The 13,897-nt window shown below is 73.6% G+C and carries 12 protein-coding genes; 5 read left to right on the top strand and 7 right to left on the bottom strand.

Features of this window, described 5'->3' with window-relative positions; genetic code table 11:
* Positions 1-26 precede the first annotated feature (26 nt).
* Together ACOJUI_RS04330 and ACOJUI_RS04335 are read right to left on the bottom strand one after the other, a co-directional pair.
* Positions 27-872, bottom strand: a complete 846-nt coding sequence (locus tag ACOJUI_RS04330; RefSeq protein ID WP_422116873.1) for an MBL fold metallo-hydrolase — start codon at positions 870-872, stop codon at positions 27-29.
* Positions 869-3,244, bottom strand: coding sequence for an excinuclease ABC subunit UvrA (locus ACOJUI_RS04335; protein ID WP_422116874.1), 2,376 nt, complete (start codon positions 3,242-3,244; stop codon positions 869-871). Before ACOJUI_RS04335 ends, ACOJUI_RS04330 begins: the two co-directional genes overlap by 4 nt.
* 105 nt (positions 3,245-3,349) lie before the next feature.
* Here ACOJUI_RS04335 and ACOJUI_RS04340 point away from each other — a divergent pair, with 105 nt between their 5' ends.
* A complete protein-coding gene (locus ACOJUI_RS04340; protein WP_422116875.1) occupies positions 3,350-4,777 on the top strand; it encodes a mycothione reductase in 1,428 nt (475 codons plus the stop codon).
* A 24-nt stretch (positions 4,778-4,801) separates the two neighbouring features.
* On the opposite strand, the gene ACOJUI_RS04345 is transcribed toward ACOJUI_RS04340, so the two are convergent.
* Complete coding sequence (locus ACOJUI_RS04345; RefSeq protein ID WP_422116876.1) at positions 4,802-6,646, bottom strand: LCP family protein; 1,845 nt, start codon at positions 6,644-6,646, stop codon at positions 4,802-4,804.
* 556 nt (positions 6,647-7,202) lie between these two features.
* Here ACOJUI_RS04345 and ACOJUI_RS04350 point away from each other — a divergent pair.
* Both ACOJUI_RS04350 and galE read left to right on the top strand, forming a co-directional pair.
* Positions 7,203-8,663, top strand: a complete 1,461-nt coding sequence (locus ACOJUI_RS04350; protein ID WP_422116877.1) for a GuaB1 family IMP dehydrogenase-related protein — start codon at positions 7,203-7,205, stop codon at positions 8,661-8,663.
* 25 nt (positions 8,664-8,688) lie between these two features.
* Positions 8,689-9,684 (top strand): UDP-glucose 4-epimerase GalE, encoded by a 996-nt coding sequence (galE, locus tag ACOJUI_RS04355; protein ID WP_422116878.1) that lies wholly within the window; start codon positions 8,689-8,691, stop codon positions 9,682-9,684.
* An 88-nt stretch (positions 9,685-9,772) separates the two neighbouring features.
* Here galE and ilvA read toward each other — a convergent pair whose 3' ends face one another.
* Genes ilvA through ACOJUI_RS04370 form a run of 3 tightly spaced genes read right to left on the bottom strand, consistent with a single transcriptional unit; the run spans position 9,773 to position 11,930 of the window.
* Positions 9,773-11,086, bottom strand: a complete 1,314-nt coding sequence (gene ilvA / locus ACOJUI_RS04360) for a threonine ammonia-lyase IlvA (protein ID WP_422116879.1) — start codon at positions 11,084-11,086, stop codon at positions 9,773-9,775.
* Between the two features lie 2 nt (positions 11,087-11,088).
* Positions 11,089-11,598, bottom strand: a complete 510-nt coding sequence (gene ispF, locus ACOJUI_RS04365; protein ID WP_422116880.1) for a 2-C-methyl-D-erythritol 2,4-cyclodiphosphate synthase — start codon at positions 11,596-11,598, stop codon at positions 11,089-11,091.
* On the bottom strand, positions 11,595-11,930 hold the full coding sequence (locus tag ACOJUI_RS04370; RefSeq protein ID WP_422116881.1) for a PTS sugar transporter subunit IIB: 336 nt from the start codon (positions 11,928-11,930) through the stop codon (positions 11,595-11,597). The genes ispF and ACOJUI_RS04370 overlap by 4 nt, the downstream gene beginning before the upstream one ends.
* Before the next feature lie 141 nt (positions 11,931-12,071).
* Here ACOJUI_RS04370 and ACOJUI_RS04375 point away from each other — a divergent pair, with 141 nt between their 5' ends.
* Both ACOJUI_RS04375 and ACOJUI_RS04380 read left to right on the top strand, forming a co-directional pair.
* On the top strand, positions 12,072-12,827 hold the full coding sequence (locus ACOJUI_RS04375; RefSeq protein WP_422116882.1) for an IspD/TarI family cytidylyltransferase: 756 nt from the start codon (positions 12,072-12,074) through the stop codon (positions 12,825-12,827).
* A gap of 10 nt (positions 12,828-12,837) precedes the next feature.
* Positions 12,838-13,149 carry a hypothetical protein gene (locus ACOJUI_RS04380; protein ID WP_422116883.1) on the top strand — a complete coding sequence of 104 codons (312 nt, stop codon included), beginning with the start codon at positions 12,838-12,840 and terminating at the stop codon, positions 13,147-13,149.
* Positions 13,150-13,175: 26 nt separating this feature from the next.
* Here the strand turns inward: ACOJUI_RS04380 and ACOJUI_RS04385 are convergent, their stop codons facing one another.
* Positions 13,176-13,889 (bottom strand): 2-C-methyl-D-erythritol 4-phosphate cytidylyltransferase, encoded by a 714-nt coding sequence (locus tag ACOJUI_RS04385; protein ID WP_422116884.1) that lies wholly within the window; start codon positions 13,887-13,889, stop codon positions 13,176-13,178.
* Positions 13,890-13,897: the final 8 nt, after the last annotated feature.

Raw genomic sequence — 13,897 nt, forward strand, 5'->3', positions numbered from 1 at the left:
GGCGTGGACACGGGCGACGGAGCGGCTCAGCCTCCGTGCCCGGACCGGTGCCGCCGGTGGGCGGGGTGCGGAGCGGCGGGGTCCGGAGCGGTGGGAGCCTGCTCGCGCGGGCCGCGGTGGTGGGAGGTGATGATCCGCAGGCGGGAGCACCCGGCCAGGGCGGACAGCGCCCGCTGCGTGCGCCGCAGCGCCGCCGGGTCGTGCGCGAGCAGGGACTGCCGCAGCTGCACGTCGGGTCGGTCGCGCCCCCGCCCCAGCGCGGCGGGCGAGCGGGCGGCGTCGCCCACGTGCAGCACCCAGCCGTCCTCCACGGGCAGCGCGATGCCGGCGTGCCCGGCGGTGTGCCCGGGCAGCGGCACCAGCAGCATCCCCGGGGCGACCGCGGAGAGATCCACGACCTGCTCGAGACCCCGCCAGGTCCAGTCGCCGGGCGGGTGAGCGATGATCCGCGGCCGGTGCGCCCACTGGGCGGGGCGGTAGCGCAGGGACGCCCGCAGTCCGTGGCGCCGCTGGATCGCCAGGTGCTCCTCGGCGCGCAGATGGATCCGCGCGCCCGGGAAGTCGGCGATCCCGCCGGCGTGGTCGAGATCGCCGTGGGTGAGCACGATGTCGCTCACCGCGGCCGGGTCCAGGCCCCGTGCCCGGAGCTGCGCGAGCGCGGTCTCCTCCGGGCGCAGGGCCGCCCCGAGCAGGTGCCGCACCGGGCCCAGCCGGCGCGGGTCGCGCACGTCGGCGGTGCCGAAGCCGGCATCCACCATTACCAGGCGCGCACCCACCTCGAGCAGCAGCACGTGGCAGATCATCGCCGCGCCGGGAGGGTGCAGCGTGCCGCAGTTCAGGTGGGTCAGGCGCAGGGCCGCAGGGGGTGTCAACGCCCCACGTACTCCCGCAGGTGCTTCCCGGTCAGGGTCGAGCCGTCCGCGACCAGCTCGGCCGGGGTCCCCTCGAACACGATCCGGCCGCCGTCGGCCCCGGCCCCCGGGCCGAGGTCGATGATCCAGTCGGCATGGGCCATCACGGCCTGGTGATGCTCGATCACCAGCACGGACCGGCCGGCGTCCACCAGCCGGTCCAGCAGGGCCAGCAGATTGCCGACATCGGCCAGGTGCAGACCCGTGGTGGGCTCGTCGAGCACGAACACGCCGCCCGTGCCGCCCATGTGGGTGGCGAGCTTGAGGCGCTGCCGCTCGCCGCCGGACAGCGTGGTCAGCGGCTGCCCGATGGTCAGGTAGCCCAGGCCCACCTCGTCCAGGTGACGCAGCAGCGTCGCCGCGGCCGGCACCTTCGAGGCAGGGGAGGACACGAAGGCCAGCGCCTGCTCGACCGACATCTCCAGCACGTCGGCGATGTTCGCCCCGCCCAGGCGGTACTCGAGAACGCCGGCCTGGAAGCGGCGGCCCTCGCACTCCTCGCAGGGCGTGGAGACGGTCTCCATGAAGCCGAGCTCGGTGAAGATGACGCCGGCGCCCTTGCACACCGGGCAGGCGCCGTCGGAGTTGTTGGAGAACAGGGCCGGTTTGACGCCGTTGGCCTTCGCGAAGGCCTTCCGGATCGGCTCGAGCACTCCGGTGTAGGTGGCGGGGTTGGAGCGGCGGGAGCCGCGGATCCCGGTCTGGTCGACGACGGTGACGTCCATCCCGCGCGGCAGGGCGCCGTGCACCAGGGAGCTCTTGCCGGAGCCGGCGACGCCGGTGATCACGGTCAGCACCCCCGTCGGGATGTCGACGTCGACCTGCTGGAGGTTGTGGTGGTCCGCGCCGCGGATCGCGATCGCGCCGGTGCGCTCCCGCACCCGGGCCTTGAGCTCGGTGCGCCGGTCCAGGTGGCGACCGGTGAGGGTGTCCGAGGCGCGCAGGCCCGCCACGTCGCCCTGGTACTGGAGCTGCCCGCCGTGGGACCCGGCGCCGGGGCCCAGGTCGACCACGTGATCCGCGATGGCGATGGTCTCCGGCTTGTGCTCGACCACCAGCACCGTGTTGCCCTTGTCGCGCAGCGCCAGCAGCAGCTGGTTCATGGTGGCGATGTCATGGGGATGCAGGCCGATGGTGGGTTCGTCGAACACGTAGGTGACGTCGGTCAGCGCGGAGCCGAGGTGGCGGATCATCCGGGTGCGCTGGGACTCGCCGCCGGAGAGGGTGCCGGAGGGACGGTCCAGGGAGAGGTAGCCGAGCCCGATCCTCACGAAGGACTCGAGCAGCGCGGAGAGGTTCGCCAGCAGGGGCGCCACCGTGGGCGCCGAGTGCCGCGCGCGCAGCTGCTCCACCCAGGTCGCGAGGTCCGTGATCTGGAGGGCAGCGGCGTCGGCGATCGAGACCCCGTCGATCCTCGAGGTGCGCGCGTGCTCGGCCAGCCGCGTGCCCTCGCAGTCGGGGCAGGTGATGAACTTGACGGCCCGGTCGACGAAGGCCCGCACATGCGGCTGCATCGACTCGCGGTCCTTGTTCAGCATGGACTTCTGGATCTTGGGGATCAGACCCTCGTAGGTCATGTTCATCCCGTCGATCGAGATCTTGGTGGGCTCCTTGTAGAGGAAGTCGTGCAGCTGCCGCTTCGTGAAGGTCCGGATCGGCTTGTCGGAGGGGTAGAAGCCGGACGCGGCGAAGATCTTCACGTACCAGCCGCCGGGGGCGTAGTTGGGGATGGTGAAGGGGCCCTCGTCCAGCGACTTGTCCTCGTCGTACAGCTCGGTGAGGTCCACGTCGGAGATCGTGCCCATCCCCTCGCAGCGCGGGCACATGCCGCCCACCCGCGAGTAGGTGGCCTTCTCGGCGATCGTCCGGGCCCCCTTCTGGACCGTCATCGCCCCGGACGCGGTGACGCTGGGGACGTTGAAGGAGTACGCACCGGGCCCGCCCACATGCGGCTCCGCGAGCTGGGCGAAGAGGGTGCGCAGGTAAGCGCTGGCGTCGGTGACGGTGCCGACGGTGGAGCGCACGTTCGCGCCCATCCGCTCCTGGTCCACGATGATCGCGGTCGTCAGGCCCCGCAGCTCGTCGACGTCGGGCCGGGCGAGGGAGGCCATGAAGCCCTGCAGGAACGAGGAGTAGGTCTCGTTGATCATCCGCTGGGACTCCGCGGCGATGGTGCTGAACACCAGCGAGCTCTTGCCGGAGCCGGAGACCCCGGTGAACACGGTCAGGCGGCGCTTGGGCAGATCCAGGGAGACGTCCTGCAGGTTGTTCTCGCGGGCGCCGCGCACCCGGAGCACGTCGTGGGCGTCGGCGGGGTGGGGCGGGGCGGACATCGGAGGCCTCCTCGATGCTCGGGCGGCGCTGGACCGGTCGGGCCAGCGCCATTGTGCCACCGCCGCCCGGCCCCCCGGGGCCGCCGGCCCGACTAGCCTGGGGCGGTGACTGAGCAGACGCACTTCGACATCGCCCTGATCGGCTCCGGCTCCGCCAACTCCTTCCCGGGGCCCGAGCTCGCCGGCCGCAGCATCGTCCAGATCGACCGCGGGGTGGGTCCCGACCACGTCTTCGGCGGCACCTGCCTGAACCTCGGGTGCATCCCCACCAAGATGTTCGTGCACACCGCGGAGCTGGCCCACGCCCCCGCCGAGGCAGCCCGCTTCGGTCTGACCGAGACGCTGCAGCACGTGGACTGGCCGGCCATCCGCGACCGCATCTTCGGGCGCATCGACCCGATCACCGCGGGCGGCGAGGCGTACCGCCGCGACCATCAGGACAATGCGAACCTCACCCTGCTGCGCGGCACCGCGTCCTTCACCGGTCCTCGCACCCTGCACGTGCGCGGGCACGACGGCAGCGAGCGGACCGTCACCGCCAACACCGTCGTGCTGGGGGCCGGCTCCCGGCCGGTGCTGCCGCCGATCGACGGGCTCGCCGACGCGCACCCGCACACCTCGGACACCATCATGCGCATCGACGCGCTGCCCGCCTCGCTGGCGATCCTCGGCTCCGGCGTGGTCGCGGTGGAGATGGCGCACATCTTCGCCTCCCTCGGGGTCGAGGTCACGCTGATCGCCCGCTCCGAGCGGGTGCTGCGCTCGGCGGACCCGGACGTCTCCACCCGGCTCACGCAGACCCTCGGGGCGCGCATCCACCTCGAGGGCCGACTGCACACGACCTCGGTGCGCCGCACCGACCAGGGCGTCGAGCTGCACGGCCACCGGGACGGTGCCGAGGTGCTGGTGCGGGCCGAGGAGCTGCTGGTCGCCGTCGGCCGCCGCCCCAACTCCGACCTGCTCGATGTCGCCGCGGCCGGGATCGACACCGCGGCCGACGGGCGGGTGCTGGTCGATGCCCATCAGCGCGTGCTCGGCGGCGGCGAGCCGCTCGAGGGCGTGTGGGCCCTCGGCGACCTCTCCAGCCCCCATCAGCTCAAGCACGTCGCCAACCACGAGCAGCGCATCGTGCGCCACAACATCCTGCACCCCGAGCAGCTGCGCCGCTCGGACACCATGCCGGTGCCGAGCGGCGTGTTCACCCACCCGCAGGTGGCCTGGGTGGGCATGGACGAGGCCGCGGCCCGACGCAGCGGACGCGAGATCCGCGTCGCCGTCCAGGAGTACGCCTCGATCGCCTACGGCTGGGCGATGGAGGACACCACCGGCTTCGCGAAGATCATCGCCGATGCCGAGACCACCGAGATCCTCGGCGCCCACCTCATCGGCCCGGAGGCGACCACCCTGATCCAGCTGCTGATCCAGGCGATGAGCACCGGGCAGACCGCGCGCGACATCGCCACCACCCAGTACTGGATCCACCCCGCGATGCCCGAGCTGATCGAGAACGCCCTGCTGCAGCTGATCGACTGAGCCCCGCGGGCACGGAGCGGGGCCTCAGCCCTCCTCGGCGGAGCCGGGCAGGCAGGACTTCAGCGGATCCTGCTCGATCTCCGGCTCCGGCGCCGCCGACTCCTCGCCCGCCCCGTCGGCGGAGGACTCCTCGGCGGACGGCGTCCCCGCGGCGCTCTCGGCCTCGGTGGGGGTCTCCTGCGGGGGAGTCGGCTCGGCCGAGCCCTCCGCAGCGCCGCTGTCCTCCTTGGGCGCGGCGCCGGTGGCGGCGGGCTCGCTCGAGCCCGGCTCGGTCTCCCCGAGCACCGACTCCGGCGGCTCCGTCTCCATCGAGTCCTCGATCGAGGCCTCCACCCACTGCTCGAGGTACTCCCAGTCCGGGTCGGCCGAGCTGGTGACGTCCTGGGTGATCGGGTACGAGGTGAAGCCGCCGTCCTTGACCCGCAGGGCGAGGTCGACGAAGGCGTCCAGGTTCGCGACCGCGATGTCGGTCTGGATGTTCTCCTCGGTGGCCGTGACCAGACCCGGGATGGACAGCGCGAGCGTGGTGGGATCCGCCTCCTCGGCGACCGCGCGCACGATGCGCTGCTGGCGGCACATGCGGTTGAAGTCGTTGGAGCCCTCCCGGGAGCGGGCGTACCACAGCGCGTGGAACCCGTCGAGGGTCTGGTCGCCGGGCTCGATGTAGCCCTCGACCTCGCTGGCGCCGCCGCCGATCGGGATCCGGCGCTCGACCACCAGGTCCACGCCGCCGATCGCGTCGACCATGTCCTCGAAGCCCTTGAGGTTCACCATCGCGTAGTAGTCCATCTCGAGCCCGAGGGTCTCCTCGACGGCCCAGGTGGTCGCGGTCAGGCCTGGCTCGGGATCGCCGGGGAACAGATCCGGGCGGTCCTCCGCCCAGGTCCACACGGCGTTGATGAGGTCCTGGTTCCGGCCGAAGTAGCGGAAGCCGTCGGGGAACTCCTCGGCCGCGGTTGTCCCCTCGGGGAACTCGACGTGCTCGAGGTTGCGGGGGATGGAGAACAGGGCGGTCTGGCCGGTGGCCGGGTGGATCGAGGCCACCATGATGGTGTCCGGCCGGGTGCCCGTGCGGTCCTCGCCGGAGTCCTGGCCCAGCAGCAGGATGTTCAGCCGCTCGGTGGTGGCCCACGGGTCCGGGCCCGAGGTGAAGGGATGATCGCCCTCGCGCCCGCCGAACACCGTCTCGGAGCCGATCAGGCCCTGCAGCGCCCACAGCGACTGCACACCGCGGCCGAAGGGCACGGCGACGGCCACCACCATCACGGCGGCCAGGGCGAGCGCAAGGTACCGTCGGGCGCCCTCGAGGCGTTCCTTGGTGGTGTGGGCGAGGTTGGCGAGCACGATCTGCAGCGCCCACAGCAGGCCGACCACGGCGGCCACGATCGTCGCGCCGATCAGGACGCCGCGTCGGGAGACCAGCATCGCGCCGCTGCGCAGGGGATCGCCGAGCAGCAGGAATGCCACCGCGGCGACGACCACCAGCGCCAGCAGCGCGAGCATCACCACGCCGGTGCGGCGCATCCGGGTGGTCAGCAGGCCCGAGCCGGGCAGCACGGAGGTCAGCACCGTCCAGCCCGCCACCTTCGGCAGCGAGCCGGGCTCACCGTCGCGGCGGACAGCGGCGGGCGCCGCCGCCGGCTCCGCGGCGGAGGAGGCGGCCGACGGGGCCGACGCCGCGGCCTCGCCCGGGGCCGGGGAGGCGGCGCGGGACGGCTGCTCCGCGGGGACGGCGGAGGAGGTGCCGGCCTGCGGTGCGAGCGCGGCGGGCCACACCTTCTGCTCGGAGTCCGGCCCGGCCTCCTGCCGGGGGCCGGCCTCGGCGTCGGCCCGCGACCAGGCGTCGTGGTCGGCGGCGCCGGTGGGCACGGCGTGGCGCCGGCCGGGGGGCGGGGAAGCGCCGTCGACGGGGGCCTCGACGGGGGAGGAGGCGGTGGCCCCGGTGGCGGCGGCTGCGGCGCCGTCGGCGCCCTGCTCGGAGGGAGAGTCGATGCGATCCAGGGGGAAGGCGGCGCGGCGGCCCCGGGGGCGAGGCGGCGACTGGCCGTCGGATGTCGACTCGACGGACCTCGCCGCCCGCCGGCGCTCGGCTCGACGGATGTCGGCTCCGCGGAGTCGGTCGCGGCGGGGTCCGATCCCGCGGAGCTGCCGGCCGCGGAGGCGACGCTCCCGGGCCAGGAGCGCTTGGGATTGGGGGCGCCGAACGCGGCGGCGCGGTTCCTGCGCGCCTCCTCGGGGGACAGCGGGGTCGATTCGGCGCGCCGGACCGGTTGCTGATGCCTGCCGGACCGACGGCGTCTGCGCCGCGAGGCAGAGGACGGGTCCGTCATGCGTCACATCCTAGGTTCACGTCGACGAATAGTCGTGCACAGCGCTGTGAGAACCCCGTGGAGGTCCGGCACCGGGGACTCCGTATCCTGGCCGCATGCGCCTGCTCCACACCCCGACGACCGATCTCACCTACGACGACTGCTTCTTCCTGCCGAACCGGTCCGCGATCACCTCGCGCTTCGACGTGGACCTGGGCAGCGACGACGGCACCGGCACCACGATCCCGCTGATCGCCGCCAACATGACCGCGGTCAGCGGACGGCGGATGGCCGAGGTGATGGCCCGGCGGGGCGGACTGGCGGTGCTGCCGCAGGACCTCGCCCCGGAGCGGATCGACTCGATCGTGGGCTCCGTCAAGCAGCGCGACCTGCTGGTGGACCACCCCCTGACCCTCGGCCCCACCGGCACCCTCGGTCAGGCCGCGGACCTGCTGCCGAAGCGACCGCACGGGATCGTCGTGATCATCGACGAGCAGCGCCGCCCGCTCGGCACCGTCTCCGCCGAGGAGATCGCCGGACGCGACTCCTTCTCCCAGGCCGGGGACGTGCTCAGCACCGACGTCCCGGTGCTGCATCCGGCCGACCTCGAGGTCGAGCCCGCCCAGCTGCACGCCCGCATCGCCGCCACCCATCACGACGCCGCGATCGTGGTCGACGACGACGGAGCCCTGCGCGGCGTGCTCACCGCGACCGGGGTGCTGCGCTCGACCATCTACCGCCCGGCCACGGACGCCGCGGGCCGACTGCGCATCGCGGTCGCCGTCGGCGTCAACGCCGACGTCGCCACCCGGGTGCGCGACCTGGTCACCGCGGGCGTGGACGTCATCGTGCTCGACACCGCCCACGGCCACCAGGACAAGATGGTCGAGGCGCTGCGCATCGCGCGCGAGGTGCTCGGCCCCCGCGAGCACACGGCGGTGCGGCTGGCGGCCGGCAACGTCGTCACCGCCGAGGGCACCCGCGAGCTCATCGAGGCGGGCGCCGACATCGTCAAGGTCGGAGTCGGCCCCGGCGCCATGTGCACCACGCGCATGATGACCGGGGTGGGACGCCCCCAGTTCTCCGCCGTCCTCGAGTGCGCGACCGAGGCGCGCCGACTCGGCCGGAACGTCTGGGCCGACGGCGGCGTGCGCCACCCCCGGGACGTCGCGCTCGCGCTCGCCGCCGGGGCCTCCAACGTGATGATCGGCTCCTGGTTCGCCGGCACCTTCGAGTCGCCCGGGCAGCTGCGCACCGACGAGCAGGGCCGACGCTTCAAGGAGTCCTTCGGCATGGCCTCCAAGCGCGCCGTCTCCCATCGCACCGCTCATGAGGACGCCTTCGCCCGCGCCCGCAAGGGACTGTTCGAGGAGGGCATCTCGACCTCCCGCATGTACCTCGCCGAGGGTCGCGGCGGGGTGGAGGACCTGCTCGACGAGATCACCGCCGGGGTGCGCTCCTCCTTCACCTACGCGGGCGCCGCCAGCACCGAGGAGTTCCGCGAGCGCGCCGTGATCGGGCTGCAGAGCGCGGCCGGCTACAACGAGGGCCGACCGGTCCCCAGTTCCTGGAGCTGAGGCGTGGGACGGTAGGGTTCCTCCCATGACGACTCTCGTGATCGGTGGCGCCGGGTACATCGGATCGCACGTGGTGCGACTCCTCATCGAGCAGGGGCAGCAGGTGGTCGTGGTCGACAACCTCTCCACGGGCCTGCGCGAGCGCACGGAGGGCGCCGAGCTGATCGAGCTCGACGTCACCCTCCCCGAGGCCCGCGAGAAGCTCGCCTTCCAGCTCCGCGCCACCGGGGCCGACTCGGTGATCCACTTCGCCGCGCACAAGCAGGTCGGCGAGTCCGTGGCGAACCCCGAGATGTACTGGCACGACAACATCGCCGGGCTCGCCAACGTGCTCTCCGCCTGCGCGAGCGCCGAGGTGCGCGACGTGGTGTTCTCCTCCTCCGCCGCGGTCTACGGCGTCCCCGACGTGGACCTGGTCCGCGAGGACCTCGTCCCGCAGCCCATCAACCCCTACGGCGCGACCAAGTACGTCGGCGAGTGGATGCTGGCCGACGCCGAGCGCGCCCACGGCATGCGCACCGTCGCCCTGCGCTACTTCAACGTCGCCGGCGCCGGCTGGCCGGAGCTCGCCGACACCGCGGTGATGAACCTGGTGCCGATCGTGCTGGACCGCCTCGAGCAGGGCAAGGCGCCGGTGGTCTTCGGCGACGACTACGACACCCCCGACGGCACCTGCATCCGCGACTACGTGCACGTGCTCGACCTCGCCCACGCCCATATCGCGGCCCTCGACTACCTGCGCGGCGAGGAGCGCCCGCACCGGGTCTTCAACGTCGGCACCGGCGAGGGATCCAGCGTGCTCGAGGTGATCGAGGCGATCGGCCGGGCCAAGGGCATCGACATCACCCCCGAGATGGGGGAGCGGCGCGCCGGCGACCCCGCCCGGCTGATCTGCTCCGCGGACCGCATCTCCCAGACCCTGGGCTGGAAGTCCGAGCACGGCCTGGACGACATCGTCCGCTCCGCGGTCGCGGCGCGCGCCGCGATCACTCCCGACGCCGACGCCTACCCGGAGGCCTGAGCTCCCCCCGAGGCACGCTCGCGCGACCCTGGGGTCGCCGCTGCCCAGTCCCCGCTGCCCGTTCCCCGGCGCCCCGCGGGCGCGCGGCTCAGGTCAGGTAGCGGTAGATCGGGTCGTGGGGGTCGATGCGCTCGATCTCCATGTTGGAGGCGGCCATGCGCGCCATCAGCGGCTCGAGGTCGGCACGGTCGCTGATCTCGACCCCCACCAGGGCGGGCCCCTCCTCGCGGTTGTTGCGCTTGATGTAGTCGAACAGCACGATGTCGTCGGTCGGGCCCAGCACGCGGTCCAGGAAGCGACGCAGCGCCCCCGGCTCCTGCGGGAAGGTGACCAGGAAGTAATGCTTGAGGCCCTCATGGACGAGGGAGCGCTCCACGATCTCGTTGTACCGCGAGACGTCGTTGTTGCCGCCGGAGACGACCACGACGATGTCGCCGGTCTCCTCGTCCGGGTCGGCCGCGCCCCGCCCCGCCCGGCCGAGGTGCGCGATCGCCCCGGTGGCCACGGCGGTCGCCGCCAGTGCCCCCGCCGGTTCGGCGATGATCCCGTCGACCTGGTAGAGCTCGAGCATCTCGGTGCACACGGCGCCCTCGTCGACGGCCACCAGCTCCGGGCCGATGGCCTGCACCATCCGCAGCGGTTCCGCGCCGGCCCGGCGCACGGCGGCGCCGTCCACGAAGCGGTCCATGTCGTGCAGCGTCACCGGTCGGCCCGCGCGCACCGCGGCGGCCATGGAGACCGCCCCGGCGGGTTCGACCCCGACGATCCGGGCGGCGGGGTGCCGCTCCCGCAGCCAGGCGCCGCAGCCGCCCAGCAGGCCGCCGCCGCCCACCGGCAGCACCATGGTGCCCAGCTCGCGGCCGTGCTCGGTGCGCAGCTGATCCACCGCCTCGAGGGCGACGGTGCCCTGACCGGCCATGATGATCCGGTGGTCGAAGGGCGGGACCGGGGTGGCGCCGGTGCGCTCGGCGTCGTCGGCGGCGGCCTCGGCGGCGTCGTCGAAGGTGTCACCGGTCAGCACCAGCTCGACCAGCTCGCCGCCGATCGCGGTGATCCGCTCGCGCTTCTGGCGAGGCGTGGTGCCGGGCACGTAGATCCGGCCGCGGATGCCGAGGGCATGGCAGGCCTGGGCGACGCCCTGGGCGTGGTTGCCCGCGCTCGCGGCGACCACTCCGGCCTCCCGGGAGGCCTGGTCGAGGGAATCGAGGAAGAGATAGGCGCCGCGCAGCTTGTAGGAGCGCACGGACTGCAGGTCCTCGCGCTTCAGCCACACCGGCACCCCCGCCAGGGCGCTGAGCCGTTCGCTGAGATCCAGCGGGGTGCGGCGCAGCACCGGGGCCAGTCGGGCGGCGGCGGCCTCGACGTCGGGGGCGTGCACGGGCAGTGCGACGGGATCCGCCATGGTCATCCCTCCTCCGCGGGGAGCAGCAGGGCGGTGGCGATCGCGGCGACGCCCTCGCCGCGGCCGGTCAGTCCCAGCCCGTCGCTGGTGGTGCCGGAGACCGAGACCGGCGCGCCGGCGGCCTCGCTCATCGCCGCGCCGGCCTCCTCGCGGCGGGCGGAGAGCCGCGGACGATTGCCGATCACCTGCACCGAGATGTTCCCCAGCTCGAACCCGGCGGCGCGCACCAGGCGGGCCGCCTCGCGCAGCAGCCGGGTGCCCGCTGCTCCGGCCCACTGCGGACGGTCCACCCCGAAGTGGGTGCCGAGGTCACCGATCCCGGCCGCGGAGAACAGCGCGTCGCAGGCCGCGTGGCAGGCGACGTCGGCATCGGAGTGACCGTCCAGCCCGCGTTCGCCCGGCCAGAGCAGCCCGGCGATCCACAGCTCCCGGGCGGAGCCCTCGGGCGCGAAGGCGTGCACGTCGACGGCGGTGCCCACCCGGGGCAGCGGAGCGTGGGGCCGTGCGGTCATCGCTGTCCGGCCTGCCCGTCCGCGCCCGGCTCCGCGTCGCCGCGCTGGGCGTCGAGCCGGGCGAGCTCGCGGTCGATGTCGTCATAGGTCACCTGGGGATTGGTCCCCAGCAGCAGCGGCATCCCGGAGATCCGGGGGATGCCCAGCGCGGGCGGCAGGTCGACGGTGCTGACGACGAGATCGGCGTGGAAGTCCGGGGACAGCAGGTCCATCACCGTGGCCTGGGCGACGAGGGTCGGACGGCTGCGGGAGGCGATGTGATCGCGCACCTGCTCCGCGATGAGCGCAGAGGTGGCGATCCCCGCGCCGCACACGATGGCGATGGTGAGCATTCGATCTCCTGAGCTGGGGGACGAGGACGGTGGGAGGGTCGTTCCGCGAGGCCGCGGACGGACCGGCACCGGCGAAGGTCGATTCTGTCACGCCCGCCCTGGACGGACCACGAGAAGGTCCCGGCCGTCTACGATGCCAGCGTGAACCACTCCCGACGCCACCGGAATCCCCGCCGGCACGGGCGAGCCGCCGGGGTCGTGCTCGCCGGTGGCTCCGGGACCCGGGTCGGCGCCGGGATCAACAAGGCGTTCCTGCCCCTGGCCGGGCGCAGCATCGCCAGCTGGGGCCTGAACACCCTCGCCTCCGTGGAGGGGGTCGGCATCCTCGTCTTCGTGGTCCGCCCGGAGGACCTCGAGCACGCCCGCTTCGTGGACGCCCGCGAGTCCGACGCGCCGCTCGAGATCATCACCGGCGGTGAGACCCGGCAGGAGTCCGAACTGCTCGCGCTGCGCCACCTCGCCGACCGCATCGACAGCGGCGCCGTGGACACCGTGCTCATCCACGATGCCGCGCGGCCGCTGGTCTCCCACGGCCTCGCCTCCGCGGTGCTGCACGCGGCGAGGGAGACCGGCGGCGCGGTCCCCGGGATGCCCGCGCTCGAGATCGCCCCGGTGGGGCCGGAGGGCACCCTGGCCGCCGGCGGCGCCCTCCGCCCGGAGCGCCTGGTGCGCGTGCAGACCCCGCAGGGCTTCCACGCCGCCACCCTGCTGGACGCCTACGAGGACGCGGCCCGCGACGGGTTCGTGGGCACCGACACCGCCTCCTGCGCCGAGGAGTACACCGACATCCCGGTGACCTGGGTGCGGGGCGAGGAGACCAACTTCAAGATCACCTATGCGCAGGACCTGCTGCTGGCCCAGGACATCGTCAGCGCGCTAGGTTTGAGGTCCGGGTGAGGAGGAGCCGATGAGCGTCCAGGAGAGCTTCCTGCGCTGCACCGCCTGCGATCAGGAGGCGGAGCACGTGGTCGTCTACGCCGGCCGGTTCGTGTCCGAGATCCAGTGCGCCGGCTGCGGTGCCGTGACCCGTCTCGACGTCTCCGAGGACTACCTGCCGGATCTGCGTCAGCGCATCTCCAGCAAGCCCGGCCGGCTCATCCGCCGCCTGCGCAGCGATCCCACCGAGCTCGCCACCAGCCTCCCGGTGCGCACGCTGTCCAAGCCCCGGCGGATGGTCGAGGAGTTCCGGACCGTCTGGCGCAGCCGCCGCGGCGGCTGAGCCCGGGCCCGGGCTGCGGGAGCCGCTCAGGCGCGCCGGGCCAGGCCGTGGCGGTGCGAGGTGTCGCGGGCGAGGCCCAGCGAGATCTGCGCCTGCCACAGGCTGAGCCGGTCCAGCACCGCGAACCCCGAGTGCGAGCCGTGCACCGTGGCCACCTGCGCCCCGGCCTCCAGCGCGGTGAGGATCTCGTCGAAGCGCTCCGGGCGCTCGGGCGCCGGCGCAGCGGCCGACGTCGGCGCGCTCACGCAGCGCTCGAGGAGCTCGCGCCGCAGCAGGCGCGGGCTCTGCAGGGCGACCAGGGTGGAGCGGTCGATGTTCCGCAGCCCCCCGGGGTGGACCTCCTTGACGGAGTCCGTCACCCCCACCACCGGGACCACGGCGTCGATGCCGGCGGTGAGGGCCGAGAGCACCTCGGAGATCACCGCGGGCGGGGTCAGGGCGCGCTCGGCGTCGTGCAGCAGCAGCCGCTCCTCGGTGGTGGCGGCCAGCGCGGCCCGCAGGGCGGAGCGTCGATCCCCGTCCACCGCCTTCACGGACAGGCGCGGGCCGAGCACCTCCCGCAGGCGGGCGGCGGACCCGTGCGCGGTGACCACCAGCGGCGTCGCCAGGCCGAGGCCCTCCAGGGTGCCCAGCAGGCGTTCGATGAGCCGCGAGCCGCCCAGCATCTCGAGGCAGGGCGTGGCCGAGCCCCGGGAGATCCCCGGGGCCGGCGGGGCCAGGGCGAGGACGACCGGGCGCACGGGGACCC

It is taken from the genome of Brachybacterium sp. UNK5269, assembly GCF_049266655.1.
Classification (GTDB): domain Bacteria; phylum Actinomycetota; class Actinomycetes; order Actinomycetales; family Dermabacteraceae; genus Brachybacterium.

Bases quoted from the DNA above. Each gene is read 5' to 3' on its own strand.
- ACOJUI_RS04335 (WP_422116874.1), bottom strand. From the start codon at position 3,244: ATGTCCGCCCCGCCCCACCCCGCCGACGCCCACGACGTGCTCCGGGTG.
- ACOJUI_RS04350 (WP_422116877.1), top strand. From the start codon at position 7,203: ATGCGCCTGCTCCACACCCCGACGACCGATCTCACCTACGACGACTGC.
- galE (WP_422116878.1), top strand. From the start codon at position 8,689: ATGACGACTCTCGTGATCGGTGGCGCCGGGTACATCGGATCGCACGTG.
- ilvA (WP_422116879.1), bottom strand. From the start codon at position 11,086: ATGGCGGATCCCGTCGCACTGCCCGTGCACGCCCCCGACGTCGAGGCC.
- ispF (WP_422116880.1), bottom strand. From the start codon at position 11,598: ATGACCGCACGGCCCCACGCTCCGCTGCCCCGGGTGGGCACCGCCGTC.
- ACOJUI_RS04370 (WP_422116881.1), bottom strand. From the start codon at position 11,930: ATGCTCACCATCGCCATCGTGTGCGGCGCGGGGATCGCCACCTCTGCG.
- ACOJUI_RS04380 (WP_422116883.1), top strand. From the start codon at position 12,838: ATGAGCGTCCAGGAGAGCTTCCTGCGCTGCACCGCCTGCGATCAGGAG.